The following is a 20,630-nucleotide window of genomic DNA, read 5'->3' on the forward strand; positions in this document are numbered from 1 at the left end:
GATGGATAACAATCAAATGCCGAATATAATGCCAATCATGGATAATAATCAAATGCCAAATATGATGCCAATCATGGATAATAATCAAATGCCGAATATGATGCCAATCATGGATAACAACCAACCACCGAATATAATGCCGATAATGGATAACAATCAAATGCCGAATATGATGCCGATGATGGATAACAATCAAATGCCGAATATGATGCCAATCATGGATAACAATCAACCACCGAATATGATGCCATATCAAATGTCGTATCAACAGCCCATGATGCCGCCGAATCCGTATTATCAACAACCAAATCCATATCAAATGCCATATCAGCAAGGAGCGCCGTTTGGACCACAATATACGTCTATGCCAAATCCGAATATGATGCCAATGGATAATAATATGCCGCCGCTTGTGCAGGGTGAGGAAGATTGTGGATGTGGAGGAGAAAGTAGACTATATAGTCCACAACCAGGTGGTCCGCAATATGCGAATCCTTTATATTATCAACCAACTCAGTCTGCATATGCACCGCAGCCAGGAACGATGTATTATCAACCAGATCCACCAAATGTATTTGGAGAGCCCGTTTCAGAAGAAGAGGACGAAGAAGAAGTTTAAAAAGGCGGGAGTATTCCCGCCTTTTTTGCATGCGTGTTAATTAAGAAAATGAAGTTTTTTTATGAAGTGCTAGAAAATTCCCAGTGAAATATTAACAGTGTAAAAACCTTCTCTGTTACTCATCATAAGAGGGAGCTTTTCAGTAGAGAAGCTCATTCTAACAGAGGGGGTTTTTGTATTGAATACGAAAGTAAAAGTAATTGCTGCTTCTTTGTTAGTTACCAGTGCATTAGCTGCATGTGGTACACCAAAAGATAACAATGCAATGGATGGACGTAACTACAATTACGAGCGTACATCTTATAATGATACACACCAGTATCGTGATAATGTAACGCGTAATGATCGTTATACAGATTATGTAACATATAGAAATGGTCGTAACGATACAGGATATAATAATTATTACCGCGATGTAAATTACAATGGACAAATTGCTAATCCACATCCAACACGTAATATTACAATGAACAATTCATACATTAACAATGATGGTAAAACAGCAGAAAGAATTACAAATCGTGTGAAACGTATGAATAACGTAGACCGTGTGTCTACAGTTGTATATGGAAACGATGTAGCGATTGCGGTAAAACCACGTAATCCAGTATCGAATGAAACAGCGCTTGCAAATGAAGTTCGTCAAGCTGTTGCAAATGAAGTTGGAAACAGAAACGTATATGTTTCTGTAAGAAATGATATGTTTACTCGTGTCGATGCAATGAGTACTCGTCTACGTAACGGTACAGTTACAAACGATTTTAATCGTGACATAGTGAATATGTTCCGAGACATTCGTTACGGTTTAACTGGTACAGTACGATAGCGAAATAAAAGAGGAAGGGATAGCCCTTCCTCTTTATTCATCGTTGTCTTGTAAACGACGTTTTTTAATAAAATAACTAACGGAGTAAGAAACTAAAAAGCATATGAAAAGAATACTACCTGTTAAAATAGCTTCAAACAGAGGTCTTTCTGGACTGAAAATAATATAAATAATAGCCATAACAATTCCTACAATAAGGGAGCGGAAGACAAGTTTATAATAAGGAGTTAACTTTATTTCCTTTTCACTTTCTTCTACATCAATTGAAACACTTAACTGTAAATAACTAAGGACGATACTTGTAAGAATAAATAATAGCCATAATGGAGATTTCGTAATTTGGTCCATTCCTTCAGTGAATCCGATATAACCTAAAATGCCAATTATACCAAGCGATTGAAAAAGAAAGGCAATACGTATGTTTTTTAATGTTTTCAGAATGAGACGTTCATCCTTTATTTTTTTCATAATATCCATCTCCTGTTTTATGATGATTTCGCTGTTACATTAATTGTAACATATATGTTACTTTTATCAATTTATAATTTACATATCGTTCGTTTGGATAACAAAGGAAATAAAATATTTTTATAAACATGTTGCACTTACACTTTATTAATGTTATATTAACCAAGCGATGAGCTAATTTACGTAAGACGAGAGATATGCTTAAGTGCTAAACACGCGAATGTGGTCGCCTGGTCTCTCGCCGTAAACGCATCAAGACGCCTGCTTTGCAGGCGTCTTTCATTTTGTATAAAAGTGAATGATACATGCAGATGAGGTAAACCCTTATCTGCATTTTTTATTTTTCGAAAGAAATGTAATATGGATAAAACCCCCATTTCCGGAAAAACTACTAATGAAAGTATGATCTTGCCTAAAAGAGGTGAACGGAAATGAAATGGATACTGATTGCGATGCAAGCTTTCGTTATGATGTTTTGTTTCGTTTATGGAACGAATGCGAAGGCGGAAGGGCCAGTACCAGAAGTAACGGAAAAAGAACCTGAGGTTACAATTTTATTAGAGCGTATGTATGTTGATGGCGAAGTAAGCGAAGAAATACTTACAGAAAAAGTGGCGTATTTAGAAAAGTTTTTACAGCAATATAAAGAATGGCAACTTGTTGATCGTGATGATGTACAAATTGTATTGCAAAAGAAAGTTGATGATATTTCTCCGTTATTGAAAACAAGTGGATATTTTGGTGTTTCAGAGGAAGGGATATTACAAATTTTCAAAGGTGTGCCGAAAAGTGATAATGCGATCCATTCTTTCTTTCAAATTGATATGAAAAAGCTTGAGAGTTATGAGCGTGCGAAATTGAAACGTGGTATTCGTATCAAATCAAAAGAAGGTTTTGTGAAGACGATTGAAAAAATGAAACAATACGCAGTGCAAAATAAGAAAAAAAGCAGCTCATGGTGAGCTGCTTTTTTCTTATTTATTCTTAGCTAAAATTTCTTTTGCGATTTCATCAATTAGCATATCTTTTCCAATTGGATTGAATGCTTTCGTATTGAAGACTTCATTTGATACTTCATATACGTGATTGTTCTTAACCGCTTTATTGTCTTTCCAAACAGCACTATTTTTGTAGTCTTCGTAAACTTTATCAGCTTCGCCGCCAAAGTTTACAATAAACATTTGGTCAGGCTGGAATGCAACTAGGCCTTCTAGTGATACTTGCGCCATTGTTTGTTTTAAATCCGTACCTTTTGTTGCAGGAAGTTTTAAGTCGTTAAAGATGATGTCACCGTATCCGAAGCTGCCGTATACACGGAAGTTTTGCGGTGTAACTGCAACGAACATAAAGTTCTCATCTTTTGTTTTCTCTTTAATTTTTTTAGATAAAGAGTCTGCTTTCTTATCGTAGTCTGCAATCCATTTGTCTGCTTTCTTCTCTTCGTCAAATAGCTTACCTACTTCTTTAAACTTACCACGCCAGTCTTCTAAGTTTGTTTCTAGAACAACTGTAGGTGCAACTTTTTCTAGTTGATCATAAATTTTTAATTGACGGTTGTTTAAAATAATTAAGTCTGGTTTTAAAGCAGTAACAGCTTCTAAATCAACTTTAGGTGCCCAGTACCAACCAACTGCTTTTACTCCATCTAACTTGTCTGTTAAATGATTTTGGATTTTATCTTTATATGTATTTGCTGTACCAACAGGTTTGTGTCCAAGAAGTAATAGTTCTTCTGTTGATCCAGATAAGTCAACAATTCTCTTTGGATTTACTGGAATTGTAGCTTCACCTTTAGCATGTTTTACAACTTTTGTTTTCGGTTGTTCTTTTACTTTCGATTCTTCTTTTTGAGAAGAACATCCAACGATAGAAAGAACAACAAGCATAATAGTAAATAAAATAAATAGTTTACGTTTCATCCTGATGTAACCCCTTTAATTAGTATTGATAATCATTATCGACTTCTGTATATTAAGGTGCTTTAAACTTTCTGTCAATGGAAAATAACAGAAGTTTCAAGTGGAGAACATTTGTTGGGGCAGTCTCGCTTTTCTATCATTAAATATGTTAAAATGGAATACATGATTTAAGAGGGAGAGATCGTATTTTGTTTGAATATGTTACAGGTTACGTGGAGCATGTAGGGCCGGAATATGTCGTAATTGATCATAATGGAATTGGTTATCAAATTTTCACACCGAATCCGTATGTATTTCAAAGAAGTAAGCAAGAAATCCGTGTCTATACATATCATTATGTGAGAGAAGATATTATGGCACTTTACGGGTTTAAAACACGTGAAGAGCGTTTATTATTTACAAAGTTGTTAGGCGTGTCCGGCATTGGGCCAAAAGGCGCTCTTGCAATTTTAGCTTCTGGTCAAACAGGACAGGTCGTTCAAGCGATTGAGCATGAAGATGAGAAGTTTTTAGTGAAATTCCCAGGCGTCGGAAAGAAAACAGCACGCCAAATGATTTTAGATTTAAAAGGAAAACTAGCAGATGTCGTACCAGATGCATTTGTTGATTTATTCTCAGATACAGAACGTTTTGATGAGAAGAAAGGTTCATCAGCGGAGCTTGATGAGGCACTGGAAGCTCTGCGCGCACTTGGATACGCAGAACGCGAGGTTTCTCGCGTTGTACCAGAGTTATTAAAAGAATCATTAACGACGGATCAGTATATTAAAAAGGCACTTAGTCTTTTACTAAATGGTAAGAGGTGAGTATAATGGACGAACGTCTCCTTTCAGGGGAATCTGCATATGAAGATTCGGATTTAGAATATTCATTACGGCCACAGACGCTCCGTCAGTATATTGGCCAAGATAAAGCGAAACATAATTTAGAAGTATTTATTGAAGCGGCGAAAATGCGTGAAGAAACGTTAGATCACGTGCTTTTATATGGACCACCAGGTCTTGGTAAAACGACGCTTGCGAATATTATTGCAAATGAGATGGGCGTTAATGTTAGAACAACTTCAGGTCCGGCAATTGAAAGACCAGGAGATTTAGCTGCTGTATTAACAGCGCTTCAGCCAGGGGATGTATTATTTATTGATGAAATTCATCGTTTGCATAGATCAATTGAAGAAGTATTGTACCCTGCGATGGAAGACTTTTGTCTTGATATCGTAATTGGAAAAGGGCCTTCAGCACGTTCTGTACGCCTAGATTTACCGCCATTTACATTAGTTGGAGCAACGACACGTGCTGGAGCATTATCGGCACCGCTTCGTGACCGCTTCGGTGTACTTTCAAGGTTAGAGTACTACACAGTAGATCAGCTCTCTGCGATTGTTGAACGTACAGCAGAAGTATTTGAAGTTGAAATCGATTCGTTAGCTGCATTAGAAATTGCAAGACGTGCTCGTGGTACACCTCGTATTGCGAATCGTCTTTTAAGACGTGTACGTGATTTCGCACAAGTTCGTGGTAACGGAACGGTTACGATGGAAATTACGCAAATGGCATTAGAGCTACTGCAAGTAGATAAATTAGGTCTAGATCATATTGATCATAAATTACTGCTTGGTATTATTGAGAAATTCCGTGGTGGTCCAGTTGGGTTAGAAACGGTTTCAGCAACAATTGGAGAAGAATCTCATACAATTGAAGATGTGTATGAGCCGTATTTATTACAAATTGGCTTTTTACAACGAACGCCACGGGGCCGAATTGTAACGCCGCTTGCGTATGAACATTTCGGAATGGAGATACCAAAAGCATGACGGAGATGCCCAAATTACTTATTACAGCGGGAATCTTGCTCATCGTTGTTGGATTAGCTTGGAAGTTCATTGGAAGGCTTCCAGGCGATATTTTTGTGAAAAAAGGAAACGTTACCTTTTATTTTCCTATCATTACATGTATTGTGTTAAGTATTGTATTATCTTTTATTATGTATATAATAAATCGATTTAAATAAGAAATAGGTGGATATAGCTATGGATATAAATCTGTTTGATTTTCATTTACCAGAAGAACTTATTGCGCAAGTCCCGTTAGAAGATCGTGAAACATCAAGATTAATGGTGTTAGACCGTGAAACAGGTGATATTGAGCATAAACATTTTACGGACATTCTTTCTTACTTACATGAGGGGGATTGCTTAGTTTTAAATGAAACGAAAGTTATGCCTGCTCGTTTGCATGGTGTGAAAGAAGATACAGGCGCGCACATTGAAGTACTTCTTTTAAAACAAGAAGAAGGCGATAAGTGGGAAACGCTTGTAAAGCCAGCGAAACGTGTAAAAGAAGGAACTGTTATCTCTTTTGGCGAAGGGAAATTAAAAGCAACTTGCACAGGAACTGCAGATCAAGGTGGACGTCAGCTTGAATTTTCATATGATGGCATCTTCTATGAAATTTTAGATGAACTTGGGGAAATGCCACTTCCTCCATATATTAAAGAGACGCTAGAAGATCGCGATCGCTATCAAACAGTATATGCGAAAGAAATCGGTTCAGCGGCAGCGCCGACTGCGGGACTTCACTTTACAGAAGAGTTACTTGAGAAGTTAAAGCAAAAAGGCGTTCAGTTAGCATTCATTACCCTTCACGTAGGACTTGGAACATTTAGACCAGTTTCTGCAGACACGATTGAAGAACACCATATGCACGCAGAATATTACCATATGTCTGAAGAGACAGCTGCATTATTAAATCGTGTGAAAGAGAATGGTGGACGTATTATTACTGTAGGTACGACATCAACTCGTACGTTAGAAACAATTGCAACAGATCATGACGGTAAGCTTTGCGCCGCTTCTGGATGGACAGATATTTTCATGTATCCGGGATATGAATTTAAAGCAATTGATGGTTTAATTACAAACTTCCACTTGCCGAAATCAACATTAATCATGCTTGTAAGTGCATTTGCAAATAGAGATAATGTACTTCATGCTTATAATGAAGCAGTAAAAGAAAAATATCGTTTCTTTAGCTTCGGTGATGCAATGTTCGTTGCATCTCACGCTAAAATGAGAAACAAATAAAAGGAGTAAGTTATGACAGCAATTCGTTATGAATTTATTAAGACATGTAAACAAACGGGTGCCCGTTTAGGTCGTGTGCATACACCGCACGGTTCATTTGATACACCAACATTTATGCCAGTTGGTACACTTGCGACAGTTAAGACAATGTCACCAGAAGAATTAAAAGCAATGGATTCTGGCATTATTTTAAGTAATACGTATCATTTATGGCTACGTCCAGGTCATGAAATTATTCGTGAAGCAGGCGGCTTGCATAAATTTATGAACTGGGATCGTGCAATCTTAACAGACTCTGGTGGTTTCCAAGTATTCAGTTTAAGTGACTTCCGTCGTATTGAAGAAGAAGGCGTTCACTTCCGTAATCACTTAAATGGAGATAAATTATTCTTATCACCAGAAAAAGCGATGGAAATCCAAAATGCATTAGGTTCAGATATTATGATGGCATTTGATGAGTGTCCACCATTCCCGGCTACTTTTGAATATATGAAGAAATCTGTAGAGCGTACAAGCCGCTGGGCAGAACGTTGCTTAAAAGCGCATGAACGTCCGCAAGATCAAGGTTTATTCGGTATTGTACAGGGCGGGGAGTACGAAGAGCTTCGTCGTCAAAGTGCTAAAGACCTTGTTTCAATGGACTTCCCTGGTTACGCTGTAGGTGGTTTATCTGTTGGTGAACCGAAAGATATTATGAACCGTGTGCTTGAGTTTACAACACCACTTCTTCCAGATAATAAGCCTCGTTACTTAATGGGTGTAGGTTCTCCTGACTCGTTAATCGATGGCGCAATTCGTGGTATTGATATGTTTGACTGCGTACTTCCAACTCGTATCGCTCGAAATGGTACATGTATGACAAGTGAAGGTCGCCTCGTTGTGAAAAATGCGAAATTCGCAAGAGACTTCGGTCCGCTTGATCCAAACTGTGATTGCTACACATGTAAAAATTACTCTCGTGCGTACATCCGTCACTTAATGAAATGTGATGAAACGTTCGGAATTCGTTTAACGTCTTATCACAACCTTCATTTTCTGTTAAACTTAATGGAGCAGGTGAGACAAGCTATTCGTGAAGACCGTCTTGGCGATTTCCGCGAAGAGTTCTTTGAACAGTATGGCTTTAATAAACCGAATGCTAAAAACTTCTAATACATAATTTAAAAGGAGGAACAAAAGATGAATGCAGGTATGATGAATATCGTTATGATTGTTGCGATGTTTGCGATTTTCTATTTCTTATTAATTCGCCCGCAACAAAAGCGTCAAAAAGCAGTTGCTCAAATGCAAAACGAATTAGCAAAAGGTGATGCTATCATAACAATTGGTGGCTTACACGGTACAATCGAATCAGTAGATGAGACGAAAATTGTTATTAAATCTGGTGGTTCACACTTAACTTTCGATCGCAATGCGATTCGTGAAGTTGTGAAAAACTAATGTGGAAGGCCCTGCATGAAATGTGCAGGGCCTTTTTTAGTTACTTTGCTTTGACATATTTACACCGAAAATACCACCGAGTGTACTCGCTCCCATTAATGCTAATTGATAAAGTAATTGTGAGTTCGATAAAGTTTGAGAAAAGCCTAAATAGTTAACTAGAAAAACGAGTATAGTGAATGTGAGACCTGTTGTGAGACCTACTAGCCACCCTTTCCCCTGCGCTTTTTTGCCAGCGATAAAACCAGACATAAGCATAGATAAAAGAGCGAGTATAAAAATAGTAACGGCTAATGTCCCTTCGCTTATATTCGTAAACTTTAATAAAAGAGCCATAATCATGCTAGTAAGAGATGCGAGAATTAATAGTGTAATAATACCGAAGCCGATTGCAGTGGATAATTTTTTCGTTCCATCCATTTATACATTCCCCCTTTTTAATACAAGCATATTTTCCTTTTGTCTAAGTTAGACTAGTTTCTTTTTTATAGGGGAGTCTATACGTAAAAAAGGAGATGTAGAAATGGAATGGATATCAATAATTGGACGAACAATGCTTTTGTATATCATCATCTTAATTATTTTTCGTCTTATGGGTAAACGTGAGATAGGAGAGCTAAGTGTATTAGATTTAGTCGTATTTATTATGCTTGGAGAAATGGCCGTAGTAGCAATTGAAAATACAGATAAATCACTTTGGCATCAATTAGTTCCGATGACTTTTCTTATGTGCATCCAAATTATTTTGTCAGTCATTTCCCTAAAGTATCAACGCTTTCGGCATTTAATAGAAGGTGAGCCGGCTATTCTTGTGAACGCGGGAAAGATTGATGAAAAGAAGATGAGAAAGCAACGTTATAATATAGATGATTTAATGATGCAATTAAGGGAACAAGGAGTTGGGGATATTCGGGATGTAGAATATGCTATTTTGGAACCGTCTGGGAAGTTATCTGTCTTTCAAAAACAAAAAAATAAACAAGATGCATTGCAGTTTACTCTTCCTCTTATTATTGATGGAGAAATTCAATCTAGTCATTTACAAATGATTGAACATACAGATGAATGGCTTATTGAGAAATTAAAAAACTTAGGTTATAACGATGTAACACAAATTTTATACTGTAGTTTTCAAAACGGACAATTTTTTGTTGATGTAAAAGAAAATTAGAGATTTATCCTTTGAAAGAGTAAGAATGATTGGTTTAACTAATAATCAGTGGAGATTACCCCACTGATTAAAGTTTCAACTTATTTCAAAAATGAAAGTTTACGAATGATAGGGAGACGACTTAACTCTTCTTTTCGAATGAGTTTGAAAGTGAAGAGAAGTACGATATAAACAATTGTTGTTAAAGTGATTTCCCATAATGTTTGTATGCCAAGGGAATGAGAGAAAATAATATATTTATGAAGATAAAAACCGAAGGCGCCTGCGATACCGATGGCAAGTCCGCCGAAAATATAGTCTTTTGCGTAAATGGTAAATGTAATCTTTTTTAAAACAGTAGCGTAGTGAAGAAATGTTACTGTTACAATATTTGCAGCGATAGCAAGTGCAACTCCCATCATTTGAAATTCTGGCCTTGAGGCTAGTACAAAAATAACGATTAATTTCACGATGGCGCCAATAAATGTATTCATCATTGCAGCTCTTGCTAAGTTTAAAGCTTGCAAAACAGAGGTAAGTGGACTTTGGAAATAATGAAATAAAAAGCAAGGCGCAAGAAGTTGAATGAATGCTGTTGCGCTGTCTGATCCGTACATAAGAGTTAAAATAGGAGAAGCGAATACGTATAATATAACGACAGACCATCCGCCGGTAATTAATGAAATTCGAAGTGCTTGTTGTAAACGGTGCTCCACTAATTTATGTTGTCTTTTTGCCATTGCTTCACTAATAGAAGGAACGAGCGCTGTAGAAAGAGCGTATGTAATAAAGGCGGGTAGTGATAGAAGCGGGAATGCATAACCGTTTAATATACCGTATTGCTGGGTTGCAACAGAAGCAGCGACACCAGCGATTGCTAAGCTTTGCATAACGACAATAGGTTCAAAAAAATATGAAACGGAGCCGATTAAACGACTTCCTGTAGTTGGAAGGGCAATATCCATCAGAGAATAAAATGTCCCTTTGCTTTCCTTTACAGTAGTGAAAAATCCAGAGCGTATTGATAAATGTTTTTCTCGCTGAAATAACGTGAGTAAAAATAATAAGGATGCAACTTCACCGAGAACAGCTGATAACATAGCGCCGGCTGCAGCGTATTCTATGCCGTAAGGTAAAAATAATTGAATGCATATAGCGATAATGGTAATGCGGACGACTTGTTCTAGAACTTGCGCATAAGCGCTAGGTTTCATGTTTTGTTTCCCTTGAAAGTAACCACGCAAAACAGAAGAAACAGCAATAACGGGAACAACGGGCAAAATGGCCATTAATGGATAGTACGTTCTTTCGTCGGTTAATAATGTTTTTGCTAAAATAGGTGTGAGGAACATAATTCCGATTGTTAAAATGATACTAATAACGGATGTAACAGCTAGTGATACGGTTAATATTTTTTTAACTCTTTGTTTATCGTTCACAGCTTCCGCTTCTGCTACAAATTTTGCGATTGCGACAGGAAGACCAATTTGTGTCAATGTAATTGCTAAAATGAATGTAGGAACGGCCATCATGTAAAGACCAACGCCTTCTTCTCCTAAAATACGTGCCATTACTATGCGGTTGATAAAGCCGAGTATTTTTGTAATAAAGCCGGCTATCATTAAAATAAATGCACCTTTTAAAAAGCTTTGTCTCGTCATGTTCTTCTCCTACCTTCTCAAAATCAATGGAATGATTTACAATAATTTATATGCACGTACGAGACAAGAATGACAAGCATTTAAGAGAGTGAAGTATGATAGTGCTCTTGAAAGTAGTTATTGCTGTCCATTAGAGCGGGATTAAAGCGACTTTTTCGTGCTGAAATAAGAAGGAGATGTTATAGATGTTAGATAGAGAGGCTTTGGTAGAATCATACCGCGGACAGTTACAAGTCGTTTTAGAAAGTAAAGTAGAGGAGTTTCAAATGTTCGGTTACGACCGAGTGACAGATGATGACATTTGGAAGTTTCTTAAAGTGAAAAAGTGGAAGAAGATAGACAGCGATGTTAGATTGTATGAATTAGTTAATGACGTATTAACAGTAAGTACTAATGAATATATGACATATTTAACTGTTGAAGCTTATCAAGCACCGCTTTGGTCATTTGATGAGTACGAAAATAAATAACCGACTGCAATTGGTTTGTTCTTCCTTTTGCAGTATAATGATATGTATTGATAAAGAGGAAATAATTGTGTCTAAGATTATATATAAAGGAGGTCGTGAAGAGGAAAATAAATGATGAAAGTGTAGGTAGTGTAAAAGCTTACCTATACAGCTAGTGATGAACTAGCAAAAATTATAGAAAGGAAGTCTACTAACTAGGCGTATGCACACGTATAGCAGTGAATCGTAAAAGATTTATTGAAAGTGTTAGTAGCAGAAAGAGGGTACATATGGCAAAGCGTGGTACGAGAATTGCCGCCTTTTTCCTCATCGTCTTATTAATCGGTGGAGTAATTGGTGCGGCAGGAAAAGACATAGCAAAAGGAATTAGTCTAGGACTAGACCTTCGCGGTGGTTTTGAAATTCTGTATGAAGTAAAACCAGCCAAAAAAGGTGATAAAATCGATCGAGACGTACTTGTAAGTACAGTAGGTGCTCTTGAAAATCGTGTCAATGTTCTCGGTGTAAGTGAGCCGAACATTCAAATCGAAGGGCAAGATCGAATTCGTGTACAGCTTGCTGGTGTACAAGATCAGCAAAAAGCACGTGAAATGTTATCAACACAAGCGAAATTAACATTCCGTGATGTGGATGATAACCTTCTTATGGATGGAACGGATTTAAAAGGCGGCGGAGCGAAGCAAACATTTGATGAGCAAGGCCGTGCGAGCGTAGGTCTTACACTGAAAAGCGCTGAAAAATTCCGTGCAGTAACTGAAAAAATTTCTAAAATGCCACCACCAACGAATTTAATGGTAATTTGGCTTGACTTTGAAGAAGGAAAAGATTCGTATAAAGCAGAATCTGCAAAACCGAATCCGAAGTTCTTATCAGCGGCAACAGTAAGCCAAGTATTTAACCAAGCTGAAGTATCTATCGTAGGTGGAAACTTCACAGTTGAAAGTGCGAAACAACTTTCATCTTTATTAAATGCAGGTGCACTTCCTGTTGATTTAAAAGAAATGTATTCAACATCTGTTGGAGCGAAATTTGGTCAACAAGCGTTAGAGCAAACGATTTTCGCTAGTGCGATTGGTATCGCTCTTATCTTCTTATTTATGCTTGTATTCTACCGTTTACCAGGACTTGTAGCGGTTATTATGTTAGGTTTATACATTTTCGTTACATTACTTGTCTTTAACTGGATGCATGCTGTTCTTACGTTGCCAGGTATTGCGGCGTTAGTGCTCGGAGTAGGTATCGCAGTTGATGCGAATATTATTACGTACGAGAGACTGAAAGAAGAGCTGAAAATTGGTAAGTCAATGATGTCGGCATTCCGAGCTGGTAACCATCGTTCCTTAGCAACAATTCTAGATGCAAACGTTACGACTCTTGCAGCAGCTGGTGTGTTATTCGTTTATGGTAATAGCTCTGTAAAAGGATTCGCAACAAGTTTAATCGTAAGTATTTTAGTCGGTTTCATTACGAACGTATTCGGTACTCGTTTCTTACTAGGTTTACTTGTAAAGAGCCGTAACTTCGATAAAAAACCAGGGTATTTTGGTGTGAAACAAAAGGATATTATTCCATTAACAAAAGGTGTAGTACATCCGCCAACGAGATTTGATCGTATTAACTTCGTAAATATTGGTCATAAATTCCTTATCTTCTCGATTGTAGTTGTAATTGCGGGTGCAATTATCCTACCAATTTTCAAATTGAATCTTGGTATTGATTTTGCAAGTGGTACACGTATCGACTTGCAATCAAAACAAGCAGTCACTGTTGCTGATGTTCATAAAGATTTTAAAGAGTTGAACATTGATGTGAAGGAAGAAAATATTGTACCGACCGGGGATGACAATAAAGGTTTCGCAGTTCGTACATTAGGCGTCCTATCAAAAGATGAGATTGCGAAGACAAAAACATTCTTCCACGACAAATATGGTACAGATCCAAATATAAGCACAGTTTCGCCGACAATTGGGAAAGAAATTGCACGAAATGCATTTATCGCAGTATTAATTGCTTCTGCGGTTATCATTTTATACGTAAGTATTCGTTTCCGATTTACGTATGCGTTATCTGCAGTACTTGCATTATTACATGACGCATTCGTTATGGTTGTTATGTTTAGTATTTTCCAATTAGAGGTAGACTTAACGTTTATCGCTGCGGTGTTAACAATCATCGGTTATTCTATTAATGACTCGATTGTTACATTTGATAGAAACCGTGAATTATACAAACAGAAAAAACGAGTGCGCGATATAAAAGACCTAGAAGAAATCGTAAATGCAAGTATTCGCCAAACGCTTGGTCGCTCGATTAACACCGTATTAACAGTGTTATTCCCAGTAATTGCACTGCTTATCTTCGGTAGTGAGTCACTACGTAACTTCTCGTTTGCGTTACTTGTTGGATTAATTGTAGGTACGTACTCTTCTGTTTTCGTTGCCTCTCAAATTTGGTTAATGCTTGAAAACCGTCGTTTGAAAAGAGGTAAAAACAAGAAGAAGGTTGAGAAAGTAGAATCTGAACCGCAAGTATAGAAAAGATGATGTCTCTTTATGAGGCATCTCTTTTTTCGTTTGTGGATACAATAAGATAGCAACTTTTTGATGGGAAGAAGATGGAAGAAAGTGGTGGTGTTATCGCTGTTTTTGTTAAAATAAAAAGATAGGTTAAGAAAAGAAGGGATTTTAATTATGGAAAAAGATGAACGTTTTAAACAGGCCGAGTTTGGTGCTATTGTCGGGATCGTTGGTAATATTATATTAGCAATTGTAAAGGCGGTAATTGGTTATATTGGGAACAGTAAAGCACTGTTAGCAGATGCGGTGCATTCTGCATCAGATGTAATTGGTTCGCTAGCTGTACTTTTTGGATTGCGAGCGGCAAAGCAGCCACCTGATGAAGATCATCCGTATGGTCATGGTAAAGCGGAATCGATTTCAGCGATTATTGTTGCGGTATTATTATTTATTGTGGGACTTGAAATCGCGATTTCATCTATAAAAGCTTTTTCGCAAGAACTAGAACCGCCGAAAGGAATTACGATTTTTGCTGTTGTTCTTTCAATCGTCGTGAAAGAAGGAATGTTTCAATATAAATTCCGATTAGGGAAAAGGGTAAATAGTGATGCAATTATTGCAAATGCATATGAGCACCGTTCGGATGTATTTTCTTCAATTGCAGCTTTAATCGGTATTTGTGCAGCTATACTAGGTGGTAAGCTTGGTATAGACTGGCTTGTATATGCTGATCCGATTGCAGGATTAGTTGTTTCACTACTTGTTGTAAAAATGGCATGGAGCATTGGAGCGGAAGCAATTCATGCAACTCTTGACCATGTTCTTCATGAGGAGGATGTTATTCCGCTTAGAGAAGCGGTTCTTCAAGTAGATGGTGTGAAAAAAATTGGTTCTTTATATGCACGGGAGCATGGTCATTATGTTATTGTCGATATTAAAGTGTCTGTAGATCCATACATTACTGTAGAAGAAGGACACCGCATTGGAAAACATGTGAAAGAAATGCTTATGAAACAAGATAATGTACAAAATGTATTCGTACATATAAATCCGTATTCTCCAAATTAAACATCATTAACATTTTAGTATGTAGATATTGCATCATAGTTTGCATTATATTGTCACCCCTTAATCTGTCTTGTATAATGAACAGGTTAAGGGGTGATTTCGTGTTACAACCGAAGACGCGTTGGAAAGAAAAAGAATATAATGAAGAGCGAGTGAGTGAATTAGCAAGTAAATTACAGTTATCGCCACTTGTCGTTTCATTATTCCTCGGTAGAGGACTAGATACAGAAGATAAGATTTTAGATTTTTTAAATACAGAAAATCAAGAATTTCATGATCCATTTTTATTAGAAGGAATGGATAGAACGGTAGAACGTGTAAATAAGGCGATTCAAAATGGAGAGCAAATATTAATATTTGGTGATTACGATGCGGACGGAGTAAGTAGTACGACGGTTTTATATCTTGCTCTTCAAGAATTAGGTGCAGAAGTAGAATTTTACATTCCAAATCGTTTTACAGAAGGGTATGGACCGAACGAAGAAGCGTTTCGTTGGGCGCATAGCGCAGGGTTCTCACTGATTATTACTGTCGACACTGGCATCGCAGCAGTACATGAAGCGAATGTAGCGAAAGAGCTTGGAATAGATCTAATTATTACAGATCACCATGAGCCACCGCCAGAATTGCCAGAAGCACTTGCGATTATACATCCGAAATTAGATGGCGGTGTATATCCGTTTCACTATTTAGCTGGTGTAGGTGTTGCGTTTAAAGTTGCGCATGCACTATTAGGCCGTGTACCAGAACATTTATTAGAAATTGCAGTAATCGGTACAGTAGCCGATTTAGTGTCACTTCATGGTGAAAATAGGTTGCTAGTGAAACGCGGTTTAAAACATATGCGTATGACGAAAAATATTGGTTTGAAGGCATTGTTTAAAGTTGCTAACGTTTCGCAAAGTGAAATTACAGAAGAGAGTATTGGCTTCTCAATTGCACCGCGTATTAATGCGGTCGGGCGTTTAGAAGATGCAACGCCGGCTGTACACCTTTTATTATCAGATGATCCTGAGGAAGCGAAAGAGTTGGCCGAAGAAATTGATGAGCTGAACAAACTGCGAAAAGATATTGTAAAGCAAATTACCGAAGAGGCTATCGCTGAAGTTGAAAATAACTTTCCGCCAGAAGAAAACAAAGTATTAGTACTTGCAAAAGAAGGTTGGAATCCAGGTGTAATTGGGATTGTCGCTTCTAAATTAGTTGAACGTTTTTATCGTCCGACTATTGTATTATGCATTGATCCTATAAAAGAAACAGCAAAAGGCTCAGCGCGTAGTATTGCAGGATTTGATTTGTTTGCAAATTTATCAGATTGTAGAGAGTTATTGCCACACTTCGGAGGGCATCCGATGGCAGCTGGGATGACGCTACATATGAATGATGTAGATGAATTACGCCGTCGCTTAAATGAACAAGCAGATGCAATTTTAACAGAAGAAGATTTTATTCCAATTACAGCAGTTGATGTTTTTTGTAAAGTGGAGGATGTAACGCTAGCGGCAATTGAAGATATGCAGAAGTTAGCACCATTTGGTGTTGGAAATCCGAAACCACGTATTGCAGTGAAAGATGCAGAGTTAGAAAGTATTCGCGCAATCGGATCAGATGGCTCTCATTTAAAAATGGCTCTTCGTGATGGACAAGCAACACTGGATACAATTGGATTTGGTTTTGGTGCATATGCGAAAGAAATCTCTCCAGTTGCAAAAGTATCTGTAATAGGAGAAGCATCCATCAATGAATGGAACAATTTTAAGAAGCCACAATTAATGGTACAAGATATTGCTGTAGAGGCGTGGCAATTATTTGATTGGCGTAGTATGCGTAATGCAGAAGCAAATTTAGCAGAACTTCCGAAAGAAAAAATAACAATGGTGTATTTTTCTGAAGAGGTATTGAATAAATTTTCTTTAGAGGACTATAAAGAAAAGCTTATGCATGCGTCAGAAGTAACGCATTTGGATGATCAATACATCGTGTTACTCGATTTGCCAAGCGGAACAGATGAATTACGTGAGTTATTTAAAGTAGGATTCCCAGCGCGAATTTATACACTGTTTTATCAAGAAAATAACCATCTATTTAGTACAGTTCCTACGAGAGAACACTTTAAATGGTACTATTCTTTCTTAAGCCAAAAAACACCATTTTCTTTAAGACAATATGGAGAACAACTATGTCGCCATAAAGGCTGGTCAAAAGATACAGTAAATTTCATGACACAGGTGTTTTTTGAGTTAGAATTTGTTACAATAAAAGATGGCGTCATTTTTATGGCAGACAAAAAACAAAAGCGTGATTTAATTGAATCGAACACATATCGTGAGAAAATGAACCACTTACAATTAGAAAAAGAATTGGTTTATAGCACATATCAGCAACTATATACATGGTTTGAAACGATTCGTAATCATAAAGAAGTAGAACAGTTAGGGTAAAGGATTTGTATTTACAAACCTTTTAGATCTGAGGAGGATTCAGAAATATGGATTTCAAGCAACATATCGCAATTGTACCGGATTATCCGAAAGAAGGTATTGTGTTTAAAGACATTACACCTTTAATGAATGACGGTAAAGCATACAAAGCAGCAACAGATGCAATCGTTGAGTACGCAAAAGAAAGAGATATCGATGTTGTAGTAGGACCAGAAGCTCGTGGTTTCATTATCGGTTGCCCAGTTTCTTATGCGTTGGAGGTAGGATTTGCGCCAGTTCGTAAATTAGGAAAATTACCACGTGAAGTAATTACAGTTGATTACGGTAAAGAATATGGAACGGATGTTTTAACAATCCATAAAGATGCAATTAAGCCAGGTCAACGCGTATTAATTACAGATGATCTATTAGCTACAGGTGGAACAATCGAAGCGACAATTAAGTTAGTTGAAGAGCTAGGCGGAGTTGTAGCAGGGATTGCATTCTTAGTAGAGCTTACTTACTTAGATGGTCGTAAAATGTTAGATGGTTACGATGTATTAGTATTAGAAAAATACTAATCACTATATAGGTAAAACTACGGTGATAAAAAGTACCCGTGAATCTCTTGGAGAGGAGCGGGTACTTTTGTATAATTGAACAAAAAATCATGGTGAAATGTCAGTAAAATCTTTTCCTTTTCACAATTCACAATCATTGGGTTATAATGATAGAATATAATTTATTCTATTAAATAAAGATAAAGTCAATTTTCAATAAAAGGTGATTCGATGGCAAATGAGCAGGTACTAACAGCTGAACAGGTACTCGAGAAAGCAAGTCAATATTTAGCGGATGAAGATATTGAGCTAGTGGCACGTGCCTATGAATATGCACGTGATGCGCATAGCGAACAATATAGAAAATCGGGTGAACCGTATATTATTCATCCGATTCAAGTTGCAGGTATTTTAGTTGATTTACACATGGATCCAGCTACGGTATCAGCAGGTTTCTTACATGATGTAGTGGAAGATACAGAGATTACGTTAGAAGATATTGAACGGGAATTTAACAAAGAAATTGCTATGCTTGTTGATGGTGTTACAAAGCTTGGGAAGATTAAATATAAATCTCATGAACAACAACAAGCCGAAAACCATCGCAAAATGTTTATTGCAATGGCTCAAGATATTCGAGTTATTTTAATTAAACTAGCTGATCGTCTTCATAACATGCGTACATTGAAACATTTGCCTCAAGAGAAGCAGCGTCGCATTGCGAATGAAACGTTAGAAATCTTTGCACCTTTAGCACATAGACTCGGAATTAGTACTATTAAATGGGAGCTAGAGGATACGTCACTTCGCTATTTAAATCCACAGCAATATTACCGTATTGTAAATTTAATGAAGCGTAAACGTGCAGAACGTGAAGAATACTTAGACGAAGTAATGACTGGTATTCGTGAGAAATTAAAAGAAGTTGCAATTCAACCTGAGATTTCTGGAAGACCGAAACATATTTATAGTATTTATCGTAAAATGGCACTGCAAAATAAGCAGTTCAATGAAATTTACGATTTATTAGCTGTACGTGTCGTTGTAAATAGTATTAAAGATTGTTATGCGGTGCTTGGAATTATTCATACGTGCTGGAAGCCGATGCCAGGTCGTTTTAAAGATTATATTGCAATGCCAAAAGCAAATCTATATCAATCTCTTCATACGACTGTAATTGGACCGAAAGGTGATCCACTTGAAGTGCAAATTCGTACGAAAGAAATGCACGAAATTGCAGAATTCGGGATCGCGGCACACTGGGCGTACAAAGAAGGAAAAACAGCAGAAACAACAGGTACATTAGAGAAGAAACTCACATGGTTCCGTCAAATATTAGAATGGCAAAATGAAGCTTCTAATGCAGAGGAATTTATGGAGTCATTAAAAATTGATTTATTCTCTGACATGGTATTCGTCTTTACACCGAAAGGCGATGTAATGGAATTACCACTTGGATCGGTTCCGATTGATTTCTCGTATCGTGTCCATTCGGAAATTGGGAATAAAACAATTGGTGCAAAAGTAAACGGTAAAATGGTGACGCTGGATTATAAATTAAAAACAGGCGACATTATTGAAATTTTAACGTCGAAACATTCATATGGCCCAAGTCAAGATTGGGTAAAACTTGCTCAAACATCTCATGCGAAAAATAAAATTCGTCAATTCTTTAAGAAACAACGTAGAGACGAAAATATTGAAAAAGGCCGTGAACTTGTTGAAAAGGAAGTACGTGGTCTAGAGTATGAGATGAAAGAAGTATTAGCGCCTGATAACTTAAAACGCGTCGCTGAGAAATTTAACTTTGCAAATGAAGAAGATATGTTTGCAGCAGTTGGGTATAGCGGAATTACAGCTTCGCAAATTGTTACGCGACTAACGGACAAGTTCCGCAAACAACGCGAAGAAGAAGAAATTGTTGAAGTTAAAGAAGTTCGTAAACCGATGAAAATTCGAAAATGGGATTCTGGTGTAAAGGTAAGCGGTGCTGATAATTTATTAATTCGTTTATCGAAATGCTGTAACCCAGTTCCGGGCGATGATATCGTTGGGTATATTACGAAAGGCCGAGGTGTATCGATTCACCGCCGTGATTGTGTAAATGTTCATACAGAAGAAGCTGTAGAACGATTATTAGAAGTAGAGTGGGAAGGTAGCCCTGAAAAAGAAATTGAGTATAACGTTGATATTGAAATTTCAGGTTACGATCGCCGTGGTTTATTAAATGAAGTACTGCAAGCTGTTACAGAGACGAAAACGTACATTTCAGCTGTTTCTGGTAGAAGTGACCGTAATAAGATGGCAACAATTAATATGTCAATCTCGATTCGTAACTTACAACACTTGAAAAAAGTAGTAGAACGCATTAAACGCGTTCCAGAAATTTATGCAGTACGACGCATGATGCATTAATAGGGAGTGTAGAAAG

19 protein-coding genes and 1 pseudogene are annotated in these 20,630 nt (G+C 37.2%); 16 read left to right on the top strand and 4 right to left on the bottom strand.

Features of this window, described 5'->3' with window-relative positions; genetic code table 11:
- Positions 1–619, top strand: a pseudogene (gene exsA / locus RT27_RS28020) (spore coat assembly protein ExsA); the annotation flags it as partial.
- A gap of 178 nt (positions 620–797) precedes the next feature.
- Entirely contained in the window at positions 798–1,445 is a 648-nt protein-coding gene (locus tag RT27_RS28025; RefSeq protein WP_016080194.1) for a YhcN/YlaJ family sporulation lipoprotein, read from the top strand.
- A 33-nt stretch (positions 1,446–1,478) separates the two neighbouring features.
- Here the strand turns inward: RT27_RS28025 and RT27_RS28030 are convergent, their stop codons facing one another.
- Positions 1,479–1,913: a hypothetical protein gene (locus RT27_RS28030; protein ID WP_023523099.1), complete on the bottom strand. Its 435-nt coding sequence runs from the start codon at positions 1,911–1,913 to the stop codon at positions 1,479–1,481.
- 431 nt (positions 1,914–2,344) lie between these two features.
- Between RT27_RS28030 and RT27_RS28035 the strand changes: the two genes are divergently transcribed.
- Positions 2,345–2,875 (top strand): BofC C-terminal domain-containing protein, encoded by a 531-nt coding sequence (locus RT27_RS28035; protein WP_029443357.1) that lies wholly within the window; start codon positions 2,345–2,347, stop codon positions 2,873–2,875.
- A gap of 12 nt (positions 2,876–2,887) precedes the next feature.
- On the opposite strand, the gene RT27_RS28040 is transcribed toward RT27_RS28035, so the two are convergent.
- Positions 2,888–3,832 (bottom strand): iron-hydroxamate ABC transporter substrate-binding protein, encoded by a 945-nt coding sequence (locus tag RT27_RS28040; protein WP_029443356.1) that lies wholly within the window; start codon positions 3,830–3,832, stop codon positions 2,888–2,890.
- A gap of 188 nt (positions 3,833–4,020) precedes the next feature.
- Here RT27_RS28040 and ruvA point away from each other — a divergent pair, with 188 nt between their 5' ends.
- Genes ruvA through yajC form a run of 6 tightly spaced genes read left to right on the top strand, consistent with a single transcriptional unit; the run spans position 4,021 to position 8,354 of the window.
- Entirely contained in the window at positions 4,021–4,638 is a 618-nt protein-coding gene (gene ruvA, locus RT27_RS28045) for a Holliday junction DNA helicase RuvA (protein WP_016080199.1), read from the top strand.
- A 5-nt stretch (positions 4,639–4,643) separates the two neighbouring features.
- Positions 4,644–5,645: a Holliday junction branch migration DNA helicase RuvB gene (gene ruvB, locus RT27_RS28050; RefSeq protein WP_029443355.1), complete on the top strand. Its 1,002-nt coding sequence runs from the start codon at positions 4,644–4,646 to the stop codon at positions 5,643–5,645.
- Positions 5,642–5,842 (top strand): DUF2905 domain-containing protein, encoded by a 201-nt coding sequence (locus tag RT27_RS28055; protein WP_000138162.1) that lies wholly within the window; start codon positions 5,642–5,644, stop codon positions 5,840–5,842. Before ruvB ends, RT27_RS28055 begins: the two co-directional genes overlap by 4 nt.
- 19 nt (positions 5,843–5,861) lie before the next feature.
- The gene (queA, locus tag RT27_RS28060) at positions 5,862–6,914 is read left to right on the top strand and encodes a tRNA preQ1(34) S-adenosylmethionine ribosyltransferase-isomerase QueA (protein WP_000354014.1); all 1,053 of its coding nucleotides are present in this window, start codon (positions 5,862–5,864) and stop codon (positions 6,912–6,914) included.
- Between the two features lie 12 nt (positions 6,915–6,926).
- Positions 6,927–8,066 (top strand): tRNA guanosine(34) transglycosylase Tgt, encoded by a 1,140-nt coding sequence (tgt, locus tag RT27_RS28065; RefSeq protein ID WP_000125365.1) that lies wholly within the window; start codon positions 6,927–6,929, stop codon positions 8,064–8,066.
- Between the two features lie 27 nt (positions 8,067–8,093).
- On the top strand, positions 8,094–8,354 hold the full coding sequence (yajC, locus tag RT27_RS28070) for a preprotein translocase subunit YajC (protein ID WP_016080201.1): 261 nt from the start codon (positions 8,094–8,096) through the stop codon (positions 8,352–8,354).
- A 36-nt stretch (positions 8,355–8,390) separates the two neighbouring features.
- Here yajC and RT27_RS28075 read toward each other — a convergent pair whose 3' ends face one another.
- On the bottom strand, positions 8,391–8,774 hold the full coding sequence (locus tag RT27_RS28075) for a TIGR04086 family membrane protein (RefSeq protein WP_043938429.1): 384 nt from the start codon (positions 8,772–8,774) through the stop codon (positions 8,391–8,393).
- Between the two features lie 103 nt (positions 8,775–8,877).
- On the opposite strand from RT27_RS28075, the gene RT27_RS28080 reads away from it, so the two are divergent.
- The gene (locus tag RT27_RS28080) at positions 8,878–9,525 is read left to right on the top strand and encodes a DUF421 domain-containing protein (RefSeq protein ID WP_016080203.1); all 648 of its coding nucleotides are present in this window, start codon (positions 8,878–8,880) and stop codon (positions 9,523–9,525) included.
- Positions 9,526–9,605: 80 nt separating this feature from the next.
- Here RT27_RS28080 and spoVB read toward each other — a convergent pair whose 3' ends face one another.
- Complete coding sequence (gene spoVB / locus RT27_RS28085) at positions 9,606–11,165, bottom strand: stage V sporulation protein B (protein WP_029443353.1); 1,560 nt, start codon at positions 11,163–11,165, stop codon at positions 9,606–9,608.
- Positions 11,166–11,350: 185 nt separating this feature from the next.
- Between spoVB and RT27_RS28090 the strand changes: the two genes are divergently transcribed.
- The 6 genes from RT27_RS28090 to relA all read left to right on the top strand — a co-directional run bounded on the left by RT27_RS28090 (position 11,351) and on the right by relA (position 20,614).
- Positions 11,351–11,635 carry a post-transcriptional regulator gene (locus tag RT27_RS28090; protein ID WP_000886979.1) on the top strand — a complete coding sequence of 95 codons (285 nt, stop codon included), beginning with the start codon at positions 11,351–11,353 and terminating at the stop codon, positions 11,633–11,635.
- Positions 11,636–11,904: 269 nt separating this feature from the next.
- Positions 11,905–14,169: a protein translocase subunit SecDF gene (gene secDF / locus RT27_RS28095; protein ID WP_016080205.1), complete on the top strand. Its 2,265-nt coding sequence runs from the start codon at positions 11,905–11,907 to the stop codon at positions 14,167–14,169.
- A 156-nt stretch (positions 14,170–14,325) separates the two neighbouring features.
- A complete protein-coding gene (locus RT27_RS28100) occupies positions 14,326–15,219 on the top strand; it encodes a cation diffusion facilitator family transporter (protein WP_016080206.1) in 894 nt (297 codons plus the stop codon).
- A 101-nt stretch (positions 15,220–15,320) separates the two neighbouring features.
- Complete coding sequence (gene recJ, locus RT27_RS28105) at positions 15,321–17,660, top strand: single-stranded-DNA-specific exonuclease RecJ (protein ID WP_029443352.1); 2,340 nt, start codon at positions 15,321–15,323, stop codon at positions 17,658–17,660.
- Between the two features lie 47 nt (positions 17,661–17,707).
- Complete coding sequence (locus tag RT27_RS28110; RefSeq protein WP_000346217.1) at positions 17,708–18,220, top strand: adenine phosphoribosyltransferase; 513 nt, start codon at positions 17,708–17,710, stop codon at positions 18,218–18,220.
- A 210-nt stretch (positions 18,221–18,430) separates the two neighbouring features.
- Entirely contained in the window at positions 18,431–20,614 is a 2,184-nt protein-coding gene (gene relA / locus RT27_RS28115; protein ID WP_016080208.1) for a GTP diphosphokinase, read from the top strand.
- Positions 20,615–20,630: the final 16 nt, after the last annotated feature.

The sequence above is a fragment of the Bacillus sp. L_1B0_5 genome (assembly GCF_000836715.1).
In the GTDB taxonomy this organism is placed as follows: Bacteria; Bacillota; Bacilli; order Bacillales; family Bacillaceae_G; genus Bacillus_A; species Bacillus_A thuringiensis_S.

What these genes read in the sequence shown, in the direction of transcription:
- yajC (WP_016080201.1), top strand. Translation starts at nt 8,094, where the DNA reads ATGAATGCAGGTATGATGAATATCGTTATGATTGTTGCGATGTTTGCG.
- secDF (WP_016080205.1), top strand. Translation starts at nt 11,905, where the DNA reads ATGGCAAAGCGTGGTACGAGAATTGCCGCCTTTTTCCTCATCGTCTTA.
- ruvB (WP_029443355.1), top strand. Translation starts at nt 4,644, where the DNA reads ATGGACGAACGTCTCCTTTCAGGGGAATCTGCATATGAAGATTCGGAT.
- RT27_RS28055 (WP_000138162.1), top strand. Translation starts at nt 5,642, where the DNA reads ATGACGGAGATGCCCAAATTACTTATTACAGCGGGAATCTTGCTCATC.
- RT27_RS28075 (WP_043938429.1), bottom strand. Translation starts at nt 8,774, where the DNA reads ATGGATGGAACGAAAAAATTATCCACTGCAATCGGCTTCGGTATTATT.
- queA (WP_000354014.1), top strand. Translation starts at nt 5,862, where the DNA reads ATGGATATAAATCTGTTTGATTTTCATTTACCAGAAGAACTTATTGCG.
- tgt (WP_000125365.1), top strand. Translation starts at nt 6,927, where the DNA reads ATGACAGCAATTCGTTATGAATTTATTAAGACATGTAAACAAACGGGT.
- relA (WP_016080208.1), top strand. Translation starts at nt 18,431, where the DNA reads ATGGCAAATGAGCAGGTACTAACAGCTGAACAGGTACTCGAGAAAGCA.
- RT27_RS28030 (WP_023523099.1), bottom strand. Translation starts at nt 1,913, where the DNA reads ATGAAAAAAATAAAGGATGAACGTCTCATTCTGAAAACATTAAAAAAC.
- RT27_RS28035 (WP_029443357.1), top strand. Translation starts at nt 2,345, where the DNA reads ATGAAATGGATACTGATTGCGATGCAAGCTTTCGTTATGATGTTTTGT.
- spoVB (WP_029443353.1), bottom strand. Translation starts at nt 11,165, where the DNA reads ATGACGAGACAAAGCTTTTTAAAAGGTGCATTTATTTTAATGATAGCC.
- RT27_RS28110 (WP_000346217.1), top strand. Translation starts at nt 17,708, where the DNA reads ATGGATTTCAAGCAACATATCGCAATTGTACCGGATTATCCGAAAGAA.
- RT27_RS28100 (WP_016080206.1), top strand. Translation starts at nt 14,326, where the DNA reads ATGGAAAAAGATGAACGTTTTAAACAGGCCGAGTTTGGTGCTATTGTC.
- RT27_RS28090 (WP_000886979.1), top strand. Translation starts at nt 11,351, where the DNA reads ATGTTAGATAGAGAGGCTTTGGTAGAATCATACCGCGGACAGTTACAA.
- RT27_RS28040 (WP_029443356.1), bottom strand. Translation starts at nt 3,832, where the DNA reads ATGAAACGTAAACTATTTATTTTATTTACTATTATGCTTGTTGTTCTT.
- RT27_RS28080 (WP_016080203.1), top strand. Translation starts at nt 8,878, where the DNA reads ATGGAATGGATATCAATAATTGGACGAACAATGCTTTTGTATATCATC.